Below are 25,559 nucleotides of genomic sequence, written 5' to 3'. Positions count from 1 at the left end.
AACTAATGAGTAATAAAATTAGATTAGGAATTTTAGGGGGCGGAGGAGATTCTTTAATTGGTATTTTACACCGCGTAGCTTCATCAATGTACGATAAATATCAAATTGTTGGAGGTGTGTTTAATCCTAATTGGGAAGATAATATTGGTTTTGCAAAACAAATAGGGCTACCAACAAATCGGATTTATAAAGATTTTGACACTTTAATTGAAGAAGAATTAAAACTCCCAGAATCTGAGAGAATACAGGTGGTGTCTATACTAACACCTAATTTTCTACACTTTCCTATGGCAAACAAGCTATTGGAAAATGGGTTTCATGTGATTTGCGAAAAGCCAATGACAACCACTTACGAAGAAGCAAAAATCCTGAATCAAACCTTAAAAAAGGCGCAAACTGTTTTTGCAGTTACATACACCTATACCGGTTATCCTATGGTGCGTCAAATGCGTGAAATGATTTTAAACGGTGAGTTAGGAACCATTCAAAAGGTAGATGCGCAATATTATCAAGGTTGGATAAATCCAATTATTCATGATAAAGAAAAACGTTCTTCAACATGGAGGTTAAACCCAGAAAAATCTGGAATTAGTTGTTGTATTGGTGATATCGGAACTCATGCTTTTGATATGTTGGAGTTTGTTTCAGGCGTAAAAATAGAATCGGTTTTGGCCGATTTAAACTATTTGTATTCAGATAATAAAATGGATATTGACGGAACCGTTTTACTCCGCTGTAGTAAAAATGTTAAAGGGGTAATTTGCTCTAGTCAAATTGCAACTGGTGAAGAAAATAGTTTTATTGTAAAAGTGTATGGAGATAAAGCAGGTTTAAAATGGGAACAAGAAAACCCTAATTATTTGTATTTAATGGAAGATGGAAAACCGCTACGTGTTTTAAAACCAGGACATTCTTATAATTCTGAATTGTCTTTAGATGGAACAAAATTACCGCCTGGACATCCAGAAGGAATCTTTGATTCTATGGGAAATATTTATAAAGGCGTTGCAAAAGCTATTAACAAAGAACCTTACAATCATGGAGAATTCCCAACAATTATTGATGGAGTAAGAGGAATGAATTTTATTGAAAAAGCTGTGGAATCTCACCAAAAAGGAAATGTTTGGGTAGACATTGAAAATGTAGATTAATGAAAACAATTAAAGGACCAGCTATTTTTTTAGCACAATTCATGGATGATAAAGCACCGTTTAATTCTTTAGACGGATTGTGTAAATGGGCTTCAGATTTAGGTTATAAAGGTATTCAAGTTCCAACTCTAGATAAATCGATTATCGATTTAGATATTGCGGCAAATAGTCAAACCTATTGCGACGAATTCAAAGGAAAAATTAATAGTTACGGATTAGAAATTACAGAGCTTTCCACCCATATTCAAGGACAGTTAGTAGCAGTTCATCCGGCCCATGATATTATGTTTGATGCCTTTGCTCCAGATCATTTAAAAGGAAAATTTAAAGAACGCACTGCTTGGGCAATAGACCAAATGCATAAAGCTGGTAAAACAAGTAAACGTTTAGGATTAAAAGCACATGCTACTTTTTCTGGGTCGTTACTTTGGCCGTACGTTCATCCATGGCCACAACAACCTCAAGGTTTAATCGAGCTAGGATTCAAAGAACTAGCAGATAGGTGGAAACCTATTTTAAACACCTTTGAAGATAACGGTGTGGCAGTTTGTTATGAAGTTCACCCTGTTGAGGATATTCACGATGGTGATACTTTCGAACGTTTTTTAGAAGCCACAGGAAATCATAAAGCAGTAAATATTCTGTATGACCCTTCGCATTTTGTGCTTCAGCAACTTGATTATATAAAATATATTGATCATTATCATGAGTTTATAAAAGCGTTTCATGTCAAAGATTCAGAATTTAATTCTTCAGGTAAAAAAGGAACTTTTGGTGGGTATAATGATTGGAAAGATAGGGCAGGTAGATATCGTTCTCCAGGAGACGGTCAAGTAGATTTTAAAACTGTGTTCTCAAAACTAACAGAATATGGTTGTGATGTTTGGGCAGTTTTAGAATGGGAATGTGTTATTAAAAGCCCTGAGCAAGGCGCTAAAGAAGGTGTTGATTTTATAAGCACTCATATTATTGAAGCAACAACTAAGCGTTTTGACGATTTTGCGGGCGGAAATACAGATGAAAATCAACTTAAAAAAATACTAGGATTATAAACTAATTACTATTTAAAATGAAGAAATTAATTTTATTTACTGTGGTTGCTATAGCTTTTACAGCCTGCAAAGACAAAACAAAAGAATCTGCACAAGCTGAGGAGGATATAGAGGTAAACACTGAAGTTGAGGTTGAAAATGATTCAGATTGGGTTTATCTTTTTGATGGAACAAATTTTGATAAATGGCGCGGATATTTAAAAGATGAAATGCACCCAGAATGGACCATTGAAGATGGAGTAATGATGTTCACTCCTGGTGAAGAAGGCGGAAAAAATATTATTACTAAAGATACGTTTACCAATTTTGAATTATCATTGGAGTGGAAAATATCTGAAGCTGGTAATAGTGGAATCTTTTGGAGTGTTTTTGAAGATCCAAAATACAACGAAGCCTACCAAACTGGGCCAGAAATACAAGTTTTAGATAATGAGCGTCATCCTGATGCTAAAGCGAATCCTAAATTCCATCAGGCGGGTGCGCTATATGATATGGTTCAGCCAGAGCAAGACGTTTGTAAACCAGCGGGTGAGTGGAATCATTGTGTTTTAAGTGTGAATCATAAAACAAATGAGGGGTCTGTAACTTTAAACGGAACCAAAATAGTTAGTTTTCCTGTACATGGTGAAGCTTGGGATGCGCTCGTAGCAAATTCAAAATTTAAAGATTGGGAAGGTTTTGGAAAACATAAAACAGGGCATATCGGCCTGCAGGATCATTCAGATAAGGTTTGGTTTAAAAACATAAAAATTAGAAATCTATAAGAACTCTTTTATCAATAGAAATCTGAAATGGAGTCGTTTAATCAGCGATTCCATTTTTTTTATAATAATTACACATCTTAAATAGCGCATTATTCATAACAAATGGTAAAATTTTATTAAAAATTAATAATTTTTTGAAAAAATCAACCTTAATTGATTAGTTGTATCAAATAAAATTTTAGTTTTACCATGTGAAAAATTTAAATAATAAAATACGTTGTTCTATTTCTCGTTTGCCCGCACGCATTCGTCGCAGCTTCTAATGCTATAATTTTAGTAAAACCAAACGTAATTTTAATTTTTCAAAAGTGTCCAAATTTATTCTCATAGTATTTCAAAATTCAGTTAATTTTTTAATTAACCCAAGTTCTATTATGCGCCGTAATTTTCCTCGTCGCCCGTAAGGGTATGTTTTAATTTTATTGAATTAGGTGAGTCCAGTTCAGCTTTTAAGAAAAATAAAATAATTGATATTAATACAAGTAAGGAAATGAAGGTTGTAATAGCCGATAAATCACATATAAAATACGCAGAGCTTATCTGTGAAACCATTGCTGAATCAGCAGCTGTTAGAGGAACGGGAATTGCTAGAAGAACTCCTGAGTACATTGCTACCAAAATGGAAAACGGAAATGCGGTTATTGCTCTAGATGGCGATAAGTTTGCTGGCTTCTGCTATATAGAAAGATGGGGTCATGGTAAGTTTGTTGCTAACTCTGGGTTAATAGTTCATCCCGATTACAGAAGTATAGGCTTAGCTAAAAAAATTAAGCATAAAGTTTTTGAGCACTCCAGAAAGAAATTTCCAGATGCCAAAGTGTTTAGTATCACAACAGGGTCTGCTGTTATGAAAATGAATAGCGACTTGGGGTATAAGCCTGTGGTTTTCTCTGAACTTACAGACGATCCAACGTTTTGGGATGGTTGCCAAACCTGTAAAAATTACGATGTTTTAACACGAACCAACAGAAAAATGTGTTTGTGCACAGGGATGTTGTTTGATCCGAATGCAAAGAAAGAAGATATAAAACCTATTAAGGAAAGTGTTTTTAAAAGATTGAAACAAATAAAACAAGCTTTGCTTCTTAAAAAAGATAAATAATTAATATTTCCAGATTTAGGAAATAATAAAATAATTAAAATGAAAAAATTAGTAATAGCATATAGTGGCGGATTAGATACGTCGTATTGCGCTGTAAGTTTATCAAAAGAGTATGATGTTCATGCGGTTAGTGTAAATACAGGAGGTTTTACACAAGAAGAAATAAATCATATTGAGACTAACGCCTATAAAATGGGAGTTTCAACCTATAAAAATATTGATGCAGTTGCCACTTTTTATCAAAAAGTAGTGAAGTATTTGGTTTTTGGGAATGTGTTAAAAAACAACACATATCCGTTATCAGTAAGTGCAGAACGTATTATTCAAGCCATTGAAATTGTAGAATACGCGAAAAGTATAGACGCTGAATTTATTGCTCACGGTAGTACTGGTGCAGGTAATGACCAAGTGCGTTTTGATATGATTTTTCAAACCTTAGCACCGAATATTAAGATAATAACACCAATTAGAGACCAAAAATTAACAAGACAAGAAGAGATAGATTATTTAAAATCTAACGGTATTGATATGTCTTGGGAAAAGGCCAAATATTCTGTAAATAAAGGTTTGTGGGGAACAAGTGTTGGAGGTTCTGAAACATTAACCTCAGAAAAACCATTACCTAACGAAGCTTATCCTTCGCAATTAAAACATGCTGAAGATGAAAAAGTAAAACTAAGCTTTAAAAAAGGTGAACTTGTAGCAGTTAATGGGATTGAAAATACACCCGAAATTAATATTGAAGTTTTAAATAACTTAGCTTCAGTTTACGCCATAGGAAGAGATATTCATGTTGGCGATACCATTGTTGGTATAAAAGGGCGTGTAGGTTTTGAAGCGGCAGCAGCATTAATTACAATTAAAGCACATCATTTATTAGAAAAGCATACGCTTACCAAGTGGCAACTACAACATAAAGAGTATTTAGCAAGTTTTTATGGGATGCATTTACACGAAGGGCAATATTTAGATCCGGTGATGAGAGATATTGAAGCTTTTTTACAAAGCAGTCAAGATAAAGTAACAGGCGATGTTTTTGTAACTTTGAAACCTTATCATTTTTCATTAGATGGTATTTCCTCTAAACACGATTTAATGAGTGCGAAGTTTGGAAGTTATGGTGAAGAAAATAAAGCGTGGACTGCTGACGATGCGAAAGGTTTTATTAAAATATTAGGAAACCAAAATAAAATATATCAGCAAGTAAATTCTATAAAATGATACAAGTAGGAATTATAGGTGGTGCAGGTTATACCGCAGGAGAATTAATTAGATTACTAATTAATCACCCTGAAACCGAAATTAATTTTGTTTATAGCACGAGTAACGCCGGAAACAAAATTAGTAAAGTGCACCAAGATTTAATAGGGAGTTTAGATTTAGAATTTACAGATACAATTAATCCAGATGTGGACGTATTGTTTTTATGCTTAGGTCATGGAAATTCGGTTAAATTTTTATCTGCAAATACATTTTCAAATCAAACTAAGATTATCGATTTAGGTAACGATTTTAGGCTTGAAGCCGATAAAACATTTGAAGGCAAAACATTTGTTTATGGGTTGCCAGAATTGAACAAAGATGCCATTGTAAAGGCCAAATATATTGCGAACCCTGGATGTTTTGCAACTGCCATTCAGTTGGGGTTATTACCTTTAGCAGATCAAGGTTTACTACAACAAGATGTGCATGTAAACGCGGTTACTGGCGCAACAGGTGCTGGTACTTCATTATCTGCAACAACGCACTATACTTGGAGAGATAACAACTTTTCATATTATAAACCGTTTACACATCAGCATTTAGGCGAGATAAACCAATCGGTTAAGCAATTGCAAAATAATTTTAAGTTTGAAATTATTTTTATGCCAAATAGAGGTAATTTTTCTAGAGGTATTTTTGCAACCATTTATACCGATTTTGAAGGTACAGTTGAAGATGCAGAAAACATTTATAAAATGTATTATCAAGATGCGAAATTCACGTTTGTGTCTGACGAATTTTTACATATGAAACAAGTGGTAAATACCAACAAGTGTTTGGTACATTTGCATAAACATAACGGTAAATTATTAATTACAAGTACGATTGATAATTTATTAAAAGGAGCATCTGGACAAGCAGTACAGAACATGAATTTAATGTTCGACTTTGAAGAAACAACTGGGTTGGGATTGAAGGCGACGTATTTTTAGATTCCCACCTAACGTACAGAAGGGGAGAAAAGAAAATATGTCTGGGAGTTAAAGTAGAAAGTTTGAGTAGAGGTATTTGGTAAGGCTTAGCTGCGTTAGCGATTGTAGTGAAATATTTATTTCATGAGTAGATAATTTAAAATAAAAACTCATGAATAAAAGCCCACAGTAAGGCACGAACGAGGACTTGCAACGTAAAGCGCGACCCTTGTGGTAACGCCATAAAAAGTTAAATGAATTCCTTTTTTGATAGGGAACAAAATAAGAATAAAATGAAAGTAGCAATTATTGGAGCAGGGAGTTTAGGACAATCTATTGCGAAGGGGTTAGTATCGTCTAGCACTTTAACTTCGTTGTACTTAACTAAGCGGGATTTAAGCTCTATTAAAGGGTTTGAGGATAACCAAAAGGTGTTTTTAACCAGTGATAATGCGTTGGCAATTAAAAACGCTGAGGTTATTATTTTTGCTGTTCAACCCCGCCATTTAGAAGCTATTTTAACGGATTATAAATCAGTTTTACAGAAAAGCCAGGTGCTGATTTCGGTGATTACTGGTTTTTCGATTTCAAGAATTGAGGCTATTGTTGGGCAGGATAAATTTATTATTCGCGCCATGCCAAATACTGCGGCTTCGGTTGGGCAATCAATGACTTGTATTTCATCCAATAACAAAGGCAAAGAAAAAATAGAATTGGCGAAAACTATTTTTAATAGTATGGGGCGCTCTATGGAGATTCCTGAGGAACAATTGCAAGCAGCAACAGTTATTTGTGCAAGTGGAATTGCCTTCTGGATGCGTTTGATTAGAGCGACTACCCAAGGTGCAATTCAGTTGGGTTTTGAAGCCCATGAGGCACACGAATTGGCGATGCAAACTTGCTTTGGTGCTGCCACTTTATTAAAAGAATCTGGAAAACATCCAGAGGAAGAAATAGATAGAGTTACTACACCAAGTGGTTGTACTATTGAAGGATTAAACGAAATGGAACACCAGGGTTTAAGCTCGTCTTTAATTAAAGGTATAACCGCATCATTCGAAAAAATTAACCAAATTAAAACCACATAAAATGCCACTATTTAATGTATATCCTTTGTACGATGTAACACCTGTTTCGGGGAATGGTGTTTATGTTTATGACGAAAAGGGCGTAGAGTTTTTAGATCTTTATGGTGGTCATGCTGTAATTTCTATTGGACATGCGCATCCTAAATATGTTAATGCTGTTATCGAACAAGTAGCTAAACTAGGGTTTTACTCTAACGCCATTCAAAATCCATTGCAAATAGAATTGGCAGATAAAATTGAAAAACTTTCGGGTTGTAAAGATTACGAATTGTTTTTGTGTAATTCTGGAGCAGAAGCTAACGAGAATGCTTTGAAATTGGCATCTTTTAAAACTGGAAAATCACGTATAGTGGCCTTTAGAAATGGGTTTCATGGGCGTACATCGGCAGCTGTGGCAGCAACCGATAACCCAAGTATTATTGCGCCTATAAACGCGCAACAGCAAGTAACTATTCTGGAGCTTAACGATATTTCTGGTGTAAAAGCAGAACTTGAAAAAGGTGATGTTTGTGCTGTTATAGTGGAGTTTATTCAAGGTGTTGGAGGGCTAGATCAAGGAACTTCAGATTTCTTTGAGCAAGTATATGCGCTGTGTAAAGCCAATGATACAATGTTTATAGCAGATGAGGTGCAATCTGGGTACGGACGTTCGGGTAAATTTTTCGCGTTTCAGTATTATAATGTAACACCAGATATTATTTCAATAGCCAAAGGCATGGGTAATGGATTTCCTATTGGAGGGATTCTGATTCACCCAGATATTGAAGCTAAATTTGGCATGCTAGGAACCACTTTTGGTGGAAACCATTTGGCTTGTGCTGCAGGTCTTTCAGTTTTAAATGTTATAGAAGAGCAAAAATTGATCGACAACGTGAATGAGATGTCCGAATATTTTATCAAGCTTGCTAAAACCATTCCGCAGATAAAAAATATAAAAGGGCGCGGTTTAATGCTAGGTTTAGAATTTGATTTTGAAGTAGGCGACCTTAGAAAAAAACTAATTTATGAGCATCACATTTTTACGGGCGGTGCATCAAATAAAAAGTTGTTAAGAATATTACCTCCGTTAACGATAAGAAAAGAGCACATCAATATGTTTTTTGAAGCATTAATTGAAACGCTTGCTGAGGTTGAAGCAAAGATGGAATAAAAATTAGAAATGAATATATTATTATCTATAGAAACTAGAAATGCAGTCCTACTTAAAATGGCAGTTTTATTAGAGCGCGAACGCGAAGTTTTAATTGCAAATAATAAAAAAGATTTGGATGCTTACAATGGCGACGATGTTTCTATGTACGATCGATTAAAAGTTGATAATGCCAAGGTTGATGAAATGATTAATGCCGTTAAACATTTAGCGTCTCAGGACGACCCTGTTGGTGTTGAAAGGTTTAGTTTTAAACATGAAAATGGCATGCAAGTGTATAATAAAACGGCGTCGTTTGGTACGGTTTTAATTATTTATGAATCTAGACCAGACGTTACCGTTGAGGCGGCAGGAATTGCTTTTAAATCGGGTAATAAAATATTGCTTAAAGGCGGAAAGGAATCATTACAATCCAATTTGAAAATTGTCGAGTTATGGCACGAAGCGTTGCAAGAATTCAAGGCTTCAAGCCAATGGGTTGAATATTTACAATTCAATAGAACTGAAACCCAAGCATTTTTAGAAAAACCAACACAAAAGGTCGATTTAATTGTGCCTCGAGGTGGTGAACGCCTCATTAAATTTGTAAAAACACACGCTACTTGTCCGGTGATCATAAGCGGACGAGGAAACAACTTTGTCTATGTGCATGCTGAAGCCGATTTAGATATCGCAATGGATGTTATAATCAATGGAAAAACAGCAAAAATATCGGCTTGCAACGCTGTTGATAAGGTTTTAATTGATGAGAATTTACCTAATAAAGAGACATTTGTAAAGAATTTAATTTCAAAGTTAAAAACTTATAACGTTGAAATTTTAGGTGATGCTGCCATTAGTCAATTTGATGACGTTGATGCTTTTAAATCTGATGCCATTTGGTACGAAGAGTTTTTAGATTATAAAATTGTTATTGGTGAAATAGAATCGACAACCGACGCTATTGCTAAAATAAACACCTATTCAGGTGGGCATTCTTCGTCTATAATTTCGAAAAATAACGATGAAGCCAAAACCTTCATGGAAAATGTTGATACCGCAGCAGTTTATCATAATGCGTCCACTCGATTTACAGATGGCGGGCAATTAGGTTTAGGAGGAGAGTTGGCTATTAGTACAGATAAGTTACACCAACGCGGACCAATAGGATTGCAGCATTTAGTAACCAACAAATGGTATATTCATGGTAATGGGCAAATAAGATAGCATGCAGAAAAAGAAACGCATTTTATTAAAAATAGGGTCTAACACGTTAACCAAAGAAACCGACAATATTTCGAGAGGTAAAATTGAAGATGTTGCAAGTCAAATCGCAAAACTCAAAGATACTTGCGAGTTTATTATTGTTAGTTCGGGTGCAATTGCAGTTGCAAAACAATTTGTGAAACTGGAAAGTAAAGGCAATGGGGTTTTTGTAAAACAAGCGTTAGCATCAATTGGGCAGCCGCATTTAATTCGTATTTACCAAGAAATTTTTAGAGAATACGGATTATTAAGTTCGCAGTGTTTATTGTCTTATTCTGATTTTGAAAAACAGGAAAGTAAAACCAATATAGTAAACACCATAAATGTATTAGTAAACAATAATTACATTCCTATTATAAATGAAAATGATACCGTAGCTACCGATGAGATTAAATTTGGGGATAACGATAAATTAGCCGCATTAACAGCATCGTTATTGGATGTAGATTTGTTTATAATTGCCACCAATACAAATGGCATTTATACCAAAGCTTCCATTAACAGTAAAACGCCCGAAACCATTGGTGAAGTTGTTGATTTTAATGAATTAAGAGCGCAAGTGGTTAGTTCTAAATCAACACACGGCAGTGGTGGTATGGCTTCCAAAATAGAAGCGGCATCGGTATCAAAAGCAGCAAATATAGAAACATGGATTGTAAACGGTTTGGAGGATGATTTTATAGTGAATGCTATGGAAAATAAAGTGCCGTTTACCAAAATAAAATAAGAAATGAAACATTACACATCCATACACGATATAGATCATATTAATTCTTGGATTGAAGATGCTAAAGCATTAAAAAAGGAGCCGTTAAAGCATATCACATTAGGTAAAAATAAAACCCTTGGGTTACTGTTTTTTAATTCGAGTTTACGTACCCGATTAAGTACTCAAAAAGCGGCTTTAAACTTAGGTATGAACCCAATAGTGATGAATGTTTCTGGCGATGCTTGGGGTTTAGAGTTTAATGATGGAACTGTAATGAATGGCAATACTGCAGAACATATTAAGGAAGCAGCAGCAGTAGTTTCACAATACTGCGATATTATAGCTGTAAGAGCATTTCCAACCTTAACCGATAAAGTAAAAGATGAAAGCGAACAGGTTATGAGCGCTTTTAAAAAATATGCTTCTGTACCAATTGTAAACATGGAGAGCGCCACGGGTCATCCTCTACAAGGGTTAACCGATGCTTTAACCATTTCGGAATATGCAAAAGTGAAAAAGCCCAAAGTGGTTTTATCTTGGGCACCTCATATTAAAGCGCTACCGCACGCGGTTGGTAATAGTTTTGTACAAGCGATGCAAAAGATGGATGTAGAATTTGTTATTGCAAATCCTGAAGGTTACGACTTAAATCCTGAAATTACAGGAAGCACACCAATTTATCATAATCAAGAAGAAGCATTTAAAGATGCCGATTTTGTATATGCTAAAAACTGGAGCTCTTATGAAAATTACGGTAAAGTTGTGAATTCAGATCCGAATTGGATGATTACTAAAGCTAAAATTGGCGATGCTAAATTTATGCACTGTTTACCAGTACGAAGAAATGTTGTGGTTGAAGATGCCGTTTTAGATAGCGATAATTCATTGGTTATAGAACAAGCCAACAACAGGACCTATGCTGCACAATTAGTGCTTAAAAAGATATTGGAAGACTCATAGTTTGTTATTCTGATCTTGTTTCAGAATCTCAACTTATTGTCTGGTCGATCGGAGTCAGAACCTTTATAACCTCTCGACTGCGCAGCACAGGAGACTTAAAAATAAAAAAATGGAAAAACTATCCATAGTAAAAATAGGAGGAAATATCATTGAAGATGATGAGGCTTTACATGCCTTTCTAAAATTGTTTTCCAATTTAAAAGGAAAAAAAATTTTAGTGCATGGTGGTGGCAAACGCGCTACACACATGGCATCAAAACTAGGTATTGAGTCTAAAATGATTAATGGTCGTCGTATTACAGATGCAGACACTTTAGAGGTTATTACTATGGTTTATGGAGGTTTGGTGAACAAAAATGTAGTTGCTAAATTGCAAGCATTAAACACCAATGCCATTGGTTTAACGGGTGCCGACATCAACAGTATTAAATCTGATAAACGCCCTGTAAAAGAGGTAGATTTCGGATTTGTGGGAGATGTCAAAGAAGTGGCCTACAAGTCTATCGATAAATTAATTCAAGCTGATTTTACGCCGGTATTTTGTGCGATTACGCACGACGGAAACGGACAGTTGTTAAACACAAATGCCGATACCATCACATCACAAGTAGCGGTAGGGATGAGTCATTTGTACGAAACCTCAATTTATTATTGTTTTGAGCTGAATGGCGTTTTAGAAAACATCAACGATAAAAATTCGGTTATCAAACACATCGATTCTAAAATTTATAAAGATTTATTAGAAAAAGGTGTTATTGCAGATGGCATGCTTCCGAAACTGGAAAATTGTTTCGACGCATTAAAACATGGTGTTCATAATATTAACTTGGGTAATACGTCTATGTTAACACGAGAAAATGATAATTTCACTAAAATAACCTTGTAAATGGGATTAGAGCAATTGACAAATGATGCCATTCAACTATTAAAAACCTTAATAGAAACACAATCGTTCTCTTCGGAAGAAGATGTAACAGCGGCACATATTGAAGACTGGTTTAAGCGTTATAAAATCGATTATAAACGCACTAAAAATAATGTTTGGGCTGTAAATAAGCATTATCAAGAAGGTAAGCCAACGCTGTTGTTAAATTCCCATCATGATACCGTTAAACCTAATTCGGCATATACCAATAATCCTTTTGAGGCTTTTGTTGAAGATGGTAAATTATACGGATTAGGGAGTAATGATGCAGGAGGATGTTTGGTGTCGTTAATTGCAACATTCACCCATTTTTATAATCAAGACAATCTAAAATACAATTTAGTTATAGTCGCTTCCGCGGAAGAAGAAAGCAGTGGACCTAATGGACTAAACAGTATGCTTCCCATAATTCCAAAAGTAGATGTGGCTATTGTAGGCGAACCAACTTTAATGAATTTAGCAGTTGCCGAAAAAGGCTTAGTAGTTTTTGATGCCGTTATTGAAGGTACTCCAAGTCATGCAGCACATCCAAACGATAATAATGCGATTTATAACAGTATAGAAGCCTTACAATGGTTTAAAGATTTTAAGTTTGAAAAAGGCTCAAAAGCTTTGGGTGATGTTAAACTAACAGTCACACAAATTAATGCAGGTTCACAACATAATGTGGTGCCTGGGCATGTTGATTTGGTTATTGATGTACGTGTGAATGACGCTTATAGCAATTCAGAAATCGCAAAAATATTACAAGACGAAGCGCCCGTAACAAAAATTACACCGCGCAGTTTACGTTTAAATTCATCATCGATACCTGAAAATCATGATTTGGTGAAAGCAGGCATAGCTATGGGAAGATCAACCTACGGATCGCCAACATTATCAGATCAAGCGGTATTGTCTTGCCCGAGTTTAAAATTCGGACCTGGGGATAGCACTCGCTCGCATTCGGCAGATGAATTTATATATGTAAGTGAAATAGAAGAAGGCATAAAAATATATATTGAATTGTTGAAACGGGTAGTAGTTTAAACAAATCAACACATAAACAAATAAACATTTTTAAAATGAAACTCTGGGATAAAGGCATAAGTATCGATAAAAAAATAGAACAATTTACTGTTGGAAACGATCGTGAAATTGATATTCACATTGCGAAATATGATGTTATTGCTTCTCGTGCACATGCTAAAATGCTTCAAAAAATAGGTATAATTTCAGTTGAAGAATTGGTTGATTTATTAGGTGGACTAAAAGCTCTAGAAACTCAAATTGATAACGGAACTTTTATTATTGATGATCAATTTGAAGATGTACACTCTAAAATAGAATTTGAACTTACAAAAAGCCTTGGTGAAGTTGGTAAAAAAATCCATACCGCACGTTCAAGAAACGATCAAGTTTTAGTGGCTTGCCATCTATACTATAAAGACAATTTAAGTTTAATTAAGGACAAGACGCAAGAATTGTTTAACACACTTCTAGATTTAGCAGATAAGTACAAAAACAAGGTTTTACCAGGTTATACGCATTTGCAGGTGGCAATGCCATCATCGTTTGGGTTGTGGTTTTCGGCTTATGCAGAGTTAATGATAGACGATGTTTACATGCTAAACGCAGCTATAAAAACAGTTGATCAAAATCCATTAGGTTCTGCAGCAGGTTACGGTAGTTCATTTCCAATAGATAGAGAATTAACCACCAAAGAAATGGGTTTTGCGACTTTAAAATACAATGTGGTTGCGGCGCAAATGGGACGTGGTAAAAACGAGCGCACTATTGCCGCTGCCTTAGGTGGTTTATGCAACACCTTATCACGTTTTGCAATGGATGTATGTTTGTATATGAGTCAAAATTTTGGGTTTGTATCTTTTCCAGATGAGTTAACTACTGGAAGCAGCATCATGCCTCATAAAAAGAATCCAGATGTTTTTGAGTTAATTCGAGGAAAATGCAATAAAATACAGGCGTTACAAACCGAAATGATTTTAATAACCAATAATTTACCAAGTGGTTACCACAGAGATTTTCAGTTGCTAAAAGAAAACATGATTGCCGCTTTTGAGGAATTAAAAGATATTCTTGATATTTTTAATTTTTCCATTCAGCAAATTATTGTTAAGGATATTGATATCAATGATGATAAGTACAAGTATTTATTTACTGTTGACAATATAAATACTTTGGTTGTTGAAGGTCAAAGTTTTAGAGAAGCTTACCAAAAAATTGGCGGACAAGTGCAAGATGGAACCTACGTACCAGATACTTCTAAAAAACACACGCACGTTGGTAGTATTCATAATTTGAGTCTAGATAAAATTAGAGCAAAGTTTCCCGGATAGGAATTTACTTGACTTCTTCAGGTTTTTCCATTAACTTCGTTTAACAATCGATAAAGCTCAATGAATTAGAACTATATCTTAACGTTGTTGCACATTTGTGAAATTATAGAATGATGATAAACCCAAAAGGATTATTAAAATTTCTACCAACTATAGGAATACTTGTTTTCATAGGTATTTATATTTATGCTTCTCAATTATATCCTGGAGGTTCAATAGCAGATATCAATTCTATAGGTTTTGATTGGAGTAATAATCATTGGTGTAACTTAATGCGTGAAAGAAGTTTAAATGGAATTCAAAATCAAGCAAGACCAGTTGCAATAGCGGGAATTTCTATTCTTTGCTTCAGTATGATTATATTTTTTATTCAATTTGCAAATTACTTCGAAAAAAGTAGAAACTGGAATATTACTATTAAAATTTCTGGTGGATTGGCAATGTTATCTGCAACTTTCATTTTTACAGAATATCACGATATAATGACCACGATATTAAGTATATGTGGCACTATAGTTTTAATCGGAATGATTAGAGCACTTCATATTAACAAACTAACTTTTTTCAAGGTAATGGGTGTCTTTTGTGTTCTTATAATAGGACTAAACAACTTTTTCTACTATAGTGAAGATTTAATTCAGTACTCTCCTTTGGTTCAAAAAGGTGCTTTCTTACTGATACTTTCTTGGACAATTGGACTTAATTTTATTATTAATAGAAAAAACGTGCCACAACAGCTTGATTAATTATTTGCTTTAGTGTTTATCTGCCAATCGGAAATTTTTCTCAGTTTCGTACCTTTTTGCTATTTTTAATCTCAACGCAACTAACCATACACAAACACATTAAACGAACCTCAGCAAAAACGTAATAATTTTTGCTTAAAAATATTAACTTAGCAAACGAGTGCGTTAGGGATAGCAGTGGAAAGCCCGCAGCGAGGTACGAGCGAGGACTTGTAACGAATAGCCCGACCCAGTTCCTGTATTTTTTTCAGGATCTGGGTAACGCCCAAACACATAAAAAAAATATTCAAGTAGTAAGCATCCATAATTTACGTTTAGATAAAATTAAAGCGAAGTTTCAAAGTAAAATTTTTAGATATGATAGCAGTTGCTGTTCTTTTTATTGTGCTCGGGATTTTAATAAAATATGGAAAAATGTATTTTCTTATTGCCGGGTATAATACCCTGAAAAAAGAAGATAAAGAAAAATACGATATTGAAGGTATTGCGACTGTATTTCGTAATGTTATGTTTGGAATGGCATTTCTTATTACAGCTGGGTACTTTGTTGCAAAATGGGCTGAATTCCCAAATATTAATAATTATGCTTTTTGGATGGCAATGCTAATTGGAATTCCGTATTTATTGATTGTTTCGAACTCTAAAAGATTCAAGAGGAACAAAGATAATTCCTGATTCACAAGATTTAAATTTAACACAATATAGGGCATTAAAAAAGCGCATTATGTAAATGCGCTTTTTAAGGACTTTCCTGAAAAAAATGTTTAGTTTAATTGTTTGGTGACTAACTCAAAATAATTAAATAATGGTGGATTGTCCTAAATGAATGTTTGTAAAGTTTAGATTAGTTTCGTCTGGATTTTGTATAAAATCTTCTATAAAATCACCCACTTTTGTTGTGGTTATATTATCATATTTGTTATTTAAATCGGGTGTGGTAATGTGCAATTTTAACGATTTGTCTACACCTTCTCTTACTAAAGATGCCTCTTCATCAAGTCCGAAATGATCTAACAACATAGCTGCCGATAAAATAGATGCAATTGGGTTAGCAATACCTTTATTCGCTGCCTTAGTGTATGCCCCATGAATGGGCTCGAACATAGCATGCTTGTCGCCAATAGATGCGGATGCTAATAAACCAATAGATCCAACAATAACACTTGCTTCTTCCGATAAGATGTCGCCAAACATGTTCTCAGTGAGTATAACATCAAATTGCCTTGGTTTGATAATAAGTTCCATGGCGGCATTATCAATATAGGTGTAATTTACCTTTACATTCGGATATTGTGGTGCTATTTCTTTTACTATACGACGCCAAAGTCTTGAACTTTCTAAAACATTAGCTTTATCAACTAAAGTTAATTTGTTTCTTCTAGATTGAGCTGCTTTAAAAGCTAAGTGAGTAATTCGCTCAATTTCAAAACGCTCATATTTACAAACATCTGATGCTGTATTTCCATCTTCACTAAGGTAGCGCTCCCCAAAATAAATACCTCCTGTTAACTCGCGATAAATAAGAATATTGGTATCCTTAATTTGCTTTACTTTTAATGAGGATTTGCTTAATAAATCTTCGTACGCAATAATTGGTCTGATGTTGGTGTATAATCCAAGTTCTTTACGAATTCCTAATAAACCTTGTTCTGGTCTTATTTTTGCATCTGGATCGTTGTCGTACTTGGTGTCTCCAATAGCGCCAAATAAAACAGCATCTGCGTTTTTACAGATGCTAATGGTTTCTTCTGGTAAAGGGTTTCCTGTTTTGTCAATAGCCGATGCCCCGACCAATGCTTTTTGAAATGTAAATACATGATTAAATTCCATAGCTATAGCCTTCAATACCTTTACGGCTTGTGCTGTAACTTCTGGTCCTATACCATCGCCTGGTAAAAGGGCAATATTTAATTTCATTTAGTTAACTATTTGTCTTTCCCATTAAAGTGGGAATCTATTTTATTTATGCTGAGGTAATCTCTTTATATACTTTACTGTTTTCTATAATTTTATGAATGTCGTTATCATCAACTTCTTTTTTCTTATCGGCAAAATCTAAGAAATTTGTATAGATTTCGTCCAACTGAAGTTTAGTTAACTCGTATCCAATATTTTTTGCTCTATATGCTAATGCTGCTCTTCCACTACGTGCAGTTAATACAATAGCAGATTCTGTAACACCTACATCCTTAGGGTCTATAATTTCGTAAGTTTCACGATTTTTTATAACACCATCTTGGTGAATTCCAGAACTGTGTGCAAAGGCATTAGCTCCAACAATAGCTTTGTTAGGTTGTGTGTAAATACCCATGCTATCTGACACCAATTGGCTTATGCCGTATAGCATTTCCGTTTTAATATTGGTATCTAAGTTAAGGTAAGGGTGTTGTTTTAAAATCATAACAACTTCTTCTAAGGCTGTATTTCCAGCACGCTCACCAATACCATTAATAGTACATTCTATTTGGCGTGCACCGTTAATAACACCTTCAATAGAGTTGGCAGTTGCTAACCCCAAATCGTTATGGCAATGGCAAGATAAAATAGCTTTATCTATACCTTTCACGTTTTCTTTTAAGTATTTAATTTTTGCTCCGTACTCACTTGGTAAGCAATATCCTGTGGTATCCGGAATGTTTAAAACAGTAGCTCCTGCTTTAATTACAGCTTCACAGACTCGAGCTAAGTAAGCGTTGTCGGTCCTTCCAGCATCTTCAGCATAAAACTCAACGTCCTCAACAAAGCTTTTGGCATATTTCACGGCATGTACTGCACGCTCAATAATAGCATCTGGATTAGAGTTAAATTTGAATTTTATATGTGAATCTGAGGTTCCTATTCCGGTATGAATTCTTGCTTTTTTAGCATGTTTTAATGCTTCTCCAGCTACTTTTATGTCGTTTTCAACCGAACGTGTTAATCCACAAACAGTAGCATTTTTTACGATTTTTGAAATGGCTTCAACCGATTTAAAATCTCCAGGACTTGATACCGGAAAACCAGCTTCAATAATATCAACACCCAAAAAATCAAGCTGTTCAGCAATAACTAATTTCTGTTCAGTGTTTAGTTTACAACCCGGGACTTGTTCTCCATCACGTAGTGTTGTATCAAAAATTTGGACCTTATTATCAGACATTTATTAAAATATATTTTCGTATTGTTATACGAATGTATATTTTGGTTTTCTAAATACAGAACTTCATATATAAATTTTACGATGTTTAACCTTATATATACTGATTTAAATAGCTGAAAATCAGATTAATAATATTGTTTTTATGACTATGACAAAAGAGCAAAAAGATAATTTATTTGTGTTAATAAAATCGTTGTCTAAATCGGAAAAAAGACAATTTAAGCTCTATGTAGGAAGATTGGGTGTAAATGAAGACTCTAAATTCTTAATGCTTTTTAATATACTTGATAAACTTTCGGTTTATGATGAGGCGACTATTTTAAAAAAAGGCATCGTAAAAAAGCAACAACTTTCAAATTTAAAAGCACATTTATACAAGCAAATATTAATTAGTTTACGATTAAATCCGTCGCATCAGGATATTAGAATTCAAATTCGCGAACAATTAGATTTTGCGACCATTTTGTATCATAAGGGATTGTACAAGCAAAGTCTTAAAATTTTAGATAAAGCTAAAACGTTAGCAATAAATCACGAAGAAAAAAATGTAGCTTACGAGATTGTTGAGCTCGAAAAAATTATAGAATCACAATATATTACACGAAGTTTAAGTAACAGAGCAGACGAGCTTTCTATACAAGCCAAAGAGCTTAGTTTACAAAATGTAATGGCGAGTAAACTCTCAAACCTATCGTTACAGTTATACGGTTTGTTTTTAAAAACAGGTTATATAAAAAATGACGAAGAGCATAAAATAATTACCAAATATTTTCACGATAGGCTTCCAAAATACGACATCAATAAACTAGGTTTTAGAGAAAAACTATGGCTTTACAAATCGTATTTGTGGTACAGTTTTTTAACTGTAGATTTTTTAGCATGTTATAAATACGCCTCAAAATGGGTGGATTTATTCTATGAAAATAAAGAGATGATTGCCTTAAATCCTGTGTTTTTTCTTCGCGGTAATCATTATTTATTAGAATCACTTTTCTATCTAAGACGATATAATAAATTTAAAAAAACCTTATCAAATCTCGAGAATATCACCCAAGAAAAATGGTTTCCTATAGACGATAATATTGATGGATTAGCCTTCCTTTATATCTACAATAACAAATTTAATTTACATTTTATAGAAGGCAGTTTTAACGAGGGTTTACAGCTGGTTGATGAGGTTTTAGAACGATTAGAAAGCTACAAAAACCGAATAGACGAGCATCACATTATGGTGTTTTATTACAAAATTGCCAGCATGTATTTTGGCGCTGGCGACACCAAAAAATGCATTTTCTTTCTTGAAAAAATAATTAGTAATAAATCACTACAGATGCGCGAAGATTTGTTGTGTTTTTCTAGAATTTTAAATTTGGTAGCGCATTATGAAGCAGGACTCGATTACAACCTCGATGTTTTAATAAAAAGCACCTACAAGTTCTTAATTAAGATGGAAGATTTGTACGAGGTGCAAAAAGAATTCATCAAATTTTTACGTGGTTTGGGCGACATTTACCCGCATGAGGTAAAAAACGAATTCATCAAGTTGCACAAAAAACTAAAAGAGTTCGAGAACGACCCCTATCAAAGTCGCGCGTTCCTGTATCTAGACATCATTTCGTGGCTAGAATCCAAGATAGAAAACCGTCCAATTGGAGATGTTATTCGCGACAAATTTAAAAAAACTAACGCTTAAAATTTGGGCGCCTGACTGCCGGCAGGCAGGTTACCCTATGGGGTCGGGCTTTCCGTTAAAAGTTTTGGCTCGATAGGCGCCTCGCCAAAAGCTAGCCACTACAATCCCTTACGCTCTTGCCAGCCATCGCCTTTTTTAAACTTTATTTTTGGTATGTCTGGTAATGAATAGTGAAACTTAAAATAAAATTTTCAAGAAAAAATTTGGATATTAACTTTTTCTAACCGAATATTTGCATTCACAAAGTTCAAACACTTATTGAAATGTTATCAAGAAAGGTGGAGGGAATAGACCCTTTGAAGCCTTAGCAACCTCCCGAGTTTTCGGGGAAGGTGCTAAATTCTACTTAAGTATTTAATATTAAGTGCTTTAGATAGATAACCCAAGAAAATTACTTTCAGTAATTTTCCAAAACTCTTAATAACATTTTTCTATATAAGTACATCAAAATTGATGCATTTTGGCTTTTGAATTAATTTATTAACTCAAAAAAATTTAGAAAAATGAGCGATCACAAATTAGCGACAAACGCACTACACGCAGGACACGATGTTAAGGTAACCGGAGGCACTAGAGCGGTACCTATTTACCAAACAACTTCGTATGTTTTTAACAATTCAGATCATGCAGCAAACCTGTTTTCATTACAAGAATTAGGTTTTATTTACACACGATTAAACAATCCTACAAACCAAATTCTACAAGAACGTTTGGCAGCAGTAGAAGGCGGCATTGGAGCCGTAGTTTTTGCTTCAGGTACAGCAGCTATCTCAACAGGTTTATTAACCTTGTTAAAAGCGGGAGACCATATTGTAGCATCGAGTAGTTTATACGGTGGTACTTACAATTTATTAAGCGTAACCTTACCTAGATTGGGTATTACAACAACCTTCGTAGATGCATCAAACCCAGATAATTTTGCAGCGGCAGTACAAGATAATACGAGAGCCTTTTTTGTAGAGTCTTTAGGAAACCCGAAGTTGGATGTTTTAGATCTTGAAGCAATTTCTAAACATTCAAAAGCTGCTGGCGTACCATTTATTGTTGATAATACGGTAGCAACACCAGCTTTATTGAATCCGATAAAGCATGGTGCTAATATTGTAATCCATTCGTTAACGAAATATATTGGCGGTCAAGGAAATTCTCTTGGAGGCGCTATTATTGATGCAGGTACTTTTGATTGGGCAAATGGTAAATTTCCAGAGTTTACAGAGCCTTCAGCAGGATACCACGGTTTAAAATATCACGAAGCTTTAGGTGCTGCATCCTACACGTTTAAATTAATTCTTGAAGGCTTAAGAGATTTTGGAGGGGCTTTAAGCCCAACAAATGCCTTTAATATTATTCAAGGTTTAGAAACCTTACCTGTTAGAATCAAGCAACATAGCGAAAATGCTTTAGCACTTGCAAAATGGTTAGAAGCACAAGACGAAGTGGCTTGGGTAAACTATCCTGGTTTAGAAAGCAGTAAATACAAAAAACTTGCAGATAAATATTTACCAAAAGGACAAAGCGGAATTGTTACCTTTGGACATAAAGGTGGCTTTGAAGCGGCTAAAAAGATTGCAGATAACACGAAACTATTCTCGTTATTAGCAAATATTGGAGATACAAAATCGCTTATTATTCACCCAGCAAGTACAACGCATCAACAGTTAGATGAAGCGGAACAAGCTTCTGCTGGAGTTTCTGGAGATTTAATTCGATTGTCTGTTGGTATTGAAGATTTAGACGATTTAAAAGCAGATTTAACCGAAGCTTTTAAAACGATTTAACGAGTTAGAAAATGACATTGACGGTTGTACCCGCGTTAGGGGTAGTAGCGGCATCCTTTTTTGAAGCATGAAAAAAAGATATAGCGAATAGCCCGACCCGACAGGGTATCGCCCAAATAAATAAAATTTGAAACACCCATTAAAACATATTATTGTACCTAACTACACAACTGAAAGTGGTGCGGTTGTTCCTGAAATTAAATTGAGTTACCAGGTTTTTGGTAAACCGCTTGGAACGCCACCTATAGTTTTGGTTAACCATGCACTTACTGGTAATAGTAATGTTGCTGGCGATGATGGTTGGTGGAAAGATTTAATAGGCGACGATAAGGTTATTGATACCAAATTGTATACGGTGTTGGCCTTTAATATTCCGGGGAATGGTTTTGATGGTTTTGTGATTGATAATTACAAAGATTTTGTGGCTAGAGATGTTGCGAAATTGTTTTTAACAGGATTAAAAGAATTAAAAACGGGTACTGTTTTCGCAACTATTGGAGGTTCTCTGGGTGGCGGTATTGCTTGGGAAATGGCCGTATTGCAACCTAATTTCACGGAGCATTTGGTGGTTGTAGCAACCGATTGGAAATCGACAGATTGGTTAATTGCCAATTGCCAGATACAGGAGCAATTCTTGTTAAATTCTAAACACCCCGTGCATGATGCTAGAATGCATGCGATGTTATGTTATCGCACACCAGAGTCTTTTAAAGAGCGTTTTCAGCGTTCAAAAAACGACGATTTAGAAATCTTTAATGTAGAGAGTTGGCTGTTGCACCATGGTAAAAAACTGCAGGAACGTTTTCAGCTTTCGGCTTACAAATTAATGAATCAGTTGTTAAAAACGATTGATGTTACTAAAGGCAGGTCGAGTAATTTTAATGTGCTTGAAAATATTGAAGCCAAAATTCATATTATTGGCGTGGATTCTGATTTGTTTTTTACCGCCGAAGAAAATCGTGAAACCCATAAACAATTGGCTTTAACGCATCCTAATGTTACTTATAATGAAATTCATTCGGTTCATGGGCATGATGCCTTTTTAATGGAATACAGCCAGTTGGAAAAGATAATAGAAGGCATTTTTGTACCACATTCTAAAAGAAAACCTATGAAGGTATTAAAGTTTGGAGGAAAATCTTTAGCCAACGGAAAAGGCTTAGATACTGTACTTTCAATTATAAAAAATAAAGTGGAATCTGGAGAGCGTATTAGTATTGTTGTTTCCGCAAGAGGCAACGCTACCGACGAACTAGATGCTATTTTAAACAAAGCACTAAAAGGTGAAGCTTATAAAGAAAATTTAGAGGCTTTTAAAAATTACCAAATAGAACCTTTAAAAACCATTGATTTTTCAAAAGAATTTATGGTTTTAGATAAGCTTTTTGAAGGTGTAAGTTTATTGCGCGATTACAGTAAAAAAACCAAAGACAATATTTTGGCCCAAGGCGAATTGCTTTCGGTAAAATTGATAACAGCTTTGTTGAAAGAGCAAGGTATTGAGGCTCAAGCAACCGATGCTAGAGATTTGATAAAAACCGACGAAGCCTTTGGTAATGCACAACCTTTATCAAAATTATCTAAAGAAAATACGCTAGCTTATTTTAGTCAAAACAAGAATGTGGTTAATGTGGTTACTGGTTTTATTGCTTCTAATTTAAAGAACGAAACCACGACTTTAGGTCGTAATGGCAGCAATTATACGGCGGCTTTACTTGCTAATTTTTTAGATGCAGAAGAGCTTCAAAATTATACACATGTAAGTGGAATTTATACCGCCGACCCTGGGTTGGTTGCAGATGCGAAACAGATTAGAGAATTATCGTTTAGTGAAGCAAACGAATTGGCAAATTTTGGCACTTCGGTATTGCATGCTAAAACCATTATTCCTTTAGTTGAAAAGAACATTAACTTACGTATTTTAAACACCTTTAATCCTGATGATGAAGGGACTTTAATCACTGCTAGACCGAGTAATAAAGAGGTAACTTCTTTGTCTATTTTAGACAACGTGGCTTTATTGAATTTTGAAGGCCGCGGATTATTAGGAAAAATTGGAGTGGATGCCAGAATTTTTGGTGCCTTAAGTAAATACGGTATTAGTGTTAGTATCGTGTCTCAGGGTTCATCGGAAAGAGGTATCGGTTTAATAATTGATGCAGACCAAGCAACTCAAGCCGTAATTGCATTAGAGCGTGAGTTTGAAAGCGATTTTTATTCTCAAGATGTAAACAAAATTGATGTAGTTGATGATGTTGCTGTAATTTCCATAATTGGTATTGAATTAAGTTCGTTTCATAAACCATTTAATGCATTAATTAAAAACCAAATTACCCCACTTTTATTCAACAATACGGTTACTGGTAAGAATGTGAGTTTAGTGGTTAAAAAATCGCAATTACACAAAGCAGTCAATGTGATTCATGGTGAAATTTTCGGTATTTCAAAGAAAATAAACATTGCCATATTTGGTCATGGTGGTGTTGGTGGTGCATTAATCAATCAGATTTTAAAATCTAAAAATGATATTGAAAAACGCAAGGGCATAAATTTAAATGTGTTCGCCATTGCAAATTCGAAGAAATTATTGTTAGATAAAAATGGAGTAGCATCTGATTGGAAAAATGCTATTGCATCAAGTTCTTATGAAAGTTCTATTAGCGATATTATAACTTATGCTAAAAATCATCATTTAGAAAATTTAATTGCGGTTGATAACACCGCGAGTTCAACGTTTTATCAAAATTATATTCCTTTAATTGAGGCAGGTTTTGATTTAGTGTCGTCAAATAAAATTGCCAATACCATTTCTCATGATTTTTACACAGCATTACGAGAGCAATTGGCAGTAAATAATAAGCAATACTTATACGAAACTACTGTTGGTGCAGGTTTACCGTTAATTGATACTATAAAATTATTACATGAATCTGGTGAAAATATCACAAGAATTCGTGGGGTCTTTTCAGGAACATTGAGTTATTTATTCAATAATTTTTCAGTTGAAGACAAACCGTTTAGTGCCATTATTCAAGAAACTGTAGATAAAGGATTTACTGAGCCAGATCCTCGTGAAGATTTTTCAGGAAATGACGTGGCAAGAAAGCTATTAATTTTGGCAAGAGAGTTAGATTTGCAAAACGAATTTGAAAATGTTGAGGTCTTGAATTTAATACCAGAAGCTTATCGCGATATTTCAGTTGAAGAATTTTTATCTCAATTGCATGTGTTAGATGAGCAGTATCAACAAATAAAAGACAATCAAGAGCCAGGTCATGTGTTGCGATATGTTGGCGATTTATCAGGAGATTTGTCTCAAGATAAAGGAAATTTGGAGGTGAAATTAGTTTCTATCCCAGAAGATAGTACCTTAGGGCACGTAAAAGGAAGTGACGCGATTTTTGAAATATTTACCGAAAGTTATGGAGAGCAACCTATAGTTATTCAAGGAGCAGGAGCAGGAGCAGAAGTTACGGCACGAGGCGTTTTTGGAGATATCCTAAGGTTGTCTAAGCATATAAATTAAAGTTAGGTTGAGCGCACT

General features: G+C 34.6%; 21 protein-coding genes and 1 riboswitch. Of the genes, 19 read left to right on the top strand and 2 right to left on the bottom strand.

The window, feature by feature from the left end; all coding sequences use genetic code 11:
- The first annotated feature begins 5 nt into the window (after nucleotides 1-5).
- The 16 genes from O5O44_RS15835 (at nucleotide 6) to O5O44_RS15760 (ending at nucleotide 16,080) form a co-directional block, all read left to right on the top strand.
- Nucleotides 6-1,151: a Gfo/Idh/MocA family protein gene (locus O5O44_RS15835; RefSeq protein ID WP_019387720.1), complete on the top strand. Its 1,146-nt coding sequence runs from the start codon at nucleotides 6-8 to the stop codon at nucleotides 1,149-1,151.
- Nucleotides 1,151-2,203: a sugar phosphate isomerase/epimerase family protein gene (locus O5O44_RS15830; RefSeq protein ID WP_019387721.1), complete on the top strand. Its 1,053-nt coding sequence runs from the start codon at nucleotides 1,151-1,153 to the stop codon at nucleotides 2,201-2,203. The genes O5O44_RS15835 and O5O44_RS15830 overlap by 1 nt, the downstream gene beginning before the upstream one ends.
- Nucleotides 2,204-2,220: 17 nt before the next feature.
- Nucleotides 2,221-2,967, top strand: coding sequence for a DUF1080 domain-containing protein (locus O5O44_RS15825; protein ID WP_019387722.1), 747 nt, complete (start codon nucleotides 2,221-2,223; stop codon nucleotides 2,965-2,967).
- Nucleotides 2,968-3,457: 490 nt separating this feature from the next.
- On the top strand, nucleotides 3,458-4,069 hold the full coding sequence (locus O5O44_RS15820) for a GNAT family N-acetyltransferase (RefSeq protein ID WP_019387723.1): 612 nt from the start codon (nucleotides 3,458-3,460) through the stop codon (nucleotides 4,067-4,069).
- 39 nt (nucleotides 4,070-4,108) lie between these two features.
- Nucleotides 4,109-5,290, top strand: coding sequence for an argininosuccinate synthase (locus O5O44_RS15815; RefSeq protein ID WP_289195169.1), 1,182 nt, complete (start codon nucleotides 4,109-4,111; stop codon nucleotides 5,288-5,290).
- Complete coding sequence (gene argC, locus O5O44_RS15810) at nucleotides 5,287-6,264, top strand: N-acetyl-gamma-glutamyl-phosphate reductase (protein ID WP_289195168.1); 978 nt, start codon at nucleotides 5,287-5,289, stop codon at nucleotides 6,262-6,264. The genes O5O44_RS15815 and argC overlap by 4 nt, the downstream gene beginning before the upstream one ends.
- A 272-nt stretch (nucleotides 6,265-6,536) precedes the next feature.
- Nucleotides 6,537-7,331, top strand: coding sequence for a pyrroline-5-carboxylate reductase (proC, locus tag O5O44_RS15805; RefSeq protein WP_289195167.1), 795 nt, complete (start codon nucleotides 6,537-6,539; stop codon nucleotides 7,329-7,331).
- A gap of 1 nt (nucleotide 7,332) precedes the next feature.
- Nucleotides 7,333-8,481: an aspartate aminotransferase family protein gene (locus O5O44_RS15800; RefSeq protein ID WP_289195166.1), complete on the top strand. Its 1,149-nt coding sequence runs from the start codon at nucleotides 7,333-7,335 to the stop codon at nucleotides 8,479-8,481.
- Nucleotides 8,482-8,490: 9 nt separating this feature from the next.
- Nucleotides 8,491-9,687 carry a glutamate-5-semialdehyde dehydrogenase gene (locus O5O44_RS15795; RefSeq protein WP_289195165.1) on the top strand — a complete coding sequence of 399 codons (1,197 nt, stop codon included), beginning with the start codon at nucleotides 8,491-8,493 and terminating at the stop codon, nucleotides 9,685-9,687.
- A 1-nt stretch (nucleotide 9,688) separates the two neighbouring features.
- Complete coding sequence (proB, locus tag O5O44_RS15790) at nucleotides 9,689-10,453, top strand: glutamate 5-kinase (protein ID WP_019387729.1); 765 nt, start codon at nucleotides 9,689-9,691, stop codon at nucleotides 10,451-10,453.
- A 3-nt stretch (nucleotides 10,454-10,456) separates the two neighbouring features.
- Complete coding sequence (locus O5O44_RS15785; protein ID WP_019387730.1) at nucleotides 10,457-11,395, top strand: N-acetylornithine carbamoyltransferase; 939 nt, start codon at nucleotides 10,457-10,459, stop codon at nucleotides 11,393-11,395.
- A 109-nt stretch (nucleotides 11,396-11,504) separates the two neighbouring features.
- The gene (gene argB / locus O5O44_RS15780) at nucleotides 11,505-12,281 is read left to right on the top strand and encodes an acetylglutamate kinase (protein WP_289195164.1); all 777 of its coding nucleotides are present in this window, start codon (nucleotides 11,505-11,507) and stop codon (nucleotides 12,279-12,281) included.
- Nucleotides 12,282-13,349 (top strand): M20 family metallo-hydrolase, encoded by a 1,068-nt coding sequence (locus tag O5O44_RS15775; protein ID WP_289195163.1) that lies wholly within the window; start codon nucleotides 12,282-12,284, stop codon nucleotides 13,347-13,349. It begins immediately after the preceding gene.
- Between the two features lie 35 nt (nucleotides 13,350-13,384).
- Nucleotides 13,385-14,659, top strand: coding sequence for an argininosuccinate lyase (argH, locus tag O5O44_RS15770; protein WP_289195162.1), 1,275 nt, complete (start codon nucleotides 13,385-13,387; stop codon nucleotides 14,657-14,659).
- 110 nt (nucleotides 14,660-14,769) lie between these two features.
- Nucleotides 14,770-15,405, top strand: a complete 636-nt coding sequence (locus O5O44_RS15765) for a hypothetical protein (protein WP_289195161.1) — start codon at nucleotides 14,770-14,772, stop codon at nucleotides 15,403-15,405.
- Nucleotides 15,406-15,762: 357 nt separating this feature from the next.
- A complete protein-coding gene (locus O5O44_RS15760; protein WP_289195160.1) occupies nucleotides 15,763-16,080 on the top strand; it encodes a DUF3784 domain-containing protein in 318 nt (105 codons plus the stop codon).
- 123 nt (nucleotides 16,081-16,203) lie between these two features.
- Here the strand turns inward: O5O44_RS15760 and leuB are convergent, their stop codons facing one another.
- Both leuB and O5O44_RS15750 read right to left on the bottom strand, forming a co-directional pair.
- Nucleotides 16,204-17,322: a 3-isopropylmalate dehydrogenase gene (gene leuB / locus O5O44_RS15755; RefSeq protein WP_289195159.1), complete on the bottom strand. Its 1,119-nt coding sequence runs from the start codon at nucleotides 17,320-17,322 to the stop codon at nucleotides 16,204-16,206.
- Nucleotides 17,323-17,368: 46 nt separating this feature from the next.
- Nucleotides 17,369-18,544, bottom strand: coding sequence for a 2-isopropylmalate synthase (locus O5O44_RS15750; protein WP_019387736.1), 1,176 nt, complete (start codon nucleotides 18,542-18,544; stop codon nucleotides 17,369-17,371).
- Between the two features lie 148 nt (nucleotides 18,545-18,692).
- Between O5O44_RS15750 and O5O44_RS15745 the strand changes: the two genes are divergently transcribed.
- From O5O44_RS15745 to thrA, 3 genes are all read left to right on the top strand, one after another.
- Nucleotides 18,693-20,237, top strand: coding sequence for a hypothetical protein (locus O5O44_RS15745; protein WP_289196453.1), 1,545 nt, complete (start codon nucleotides 18,693-18,695; stop codon nucleotides 20,235-20,237).
- A 263-nt stretch (nucleotides 20,238-20,500) separates the two neighbouring features.
- Nucleotides 20,501-20,621: riboswitch (SAM riboswitch) on the top strand.
- Nucleotides 20,622-20,740: 119 nt separating this feature from the next.
- On the top strand, nucleotides 20,741-22,015 hold the full coding sequence (locus tag O5O44_RS15740; RefSeq protein WP_289195158.1) for an O-acetylhomoserine aminocarboxypropyltransferase/cysteine synthase family protein: 1,275 nt from the start codon (nucleotides 20,741-20,743) through the stop codon (nucleotides 22,013-22,015).
- 127 nt (nucleotides 22,016-22,142) lie between these two features.
- On the top strand, nucleotides 22,143-25,541 hold the full coding sequence (thrA, locus tag O5O44_RS15735) for a bifunctional aspartate kinase/homoserine dehydrogenase I (RefSeq protein ID WP_289195157.1): 3,399 nt from the start codon (nucleotides 22,143-22,145) through the stop codon (nucleotides 25,539-25,541).
- The last annotated feature ends 18 nt before the right edge of the window (nucleotides 25,542-25,559 follow it).

It is taken from the genome of Algibacter luteus (assembly GCF_030344935.1).
Lineage (GTDB): Bacteria > Bacteroidota > Bacteroidia > Flavobacteriales > Flavobacteriaceae > Arenitalea > Arenitalea lutea.
The sequence above is the reverse complement of the archived record's forward strand: the minus strand, read 5'-3'. Positions and strand labels throughout refer to the sequence as shown.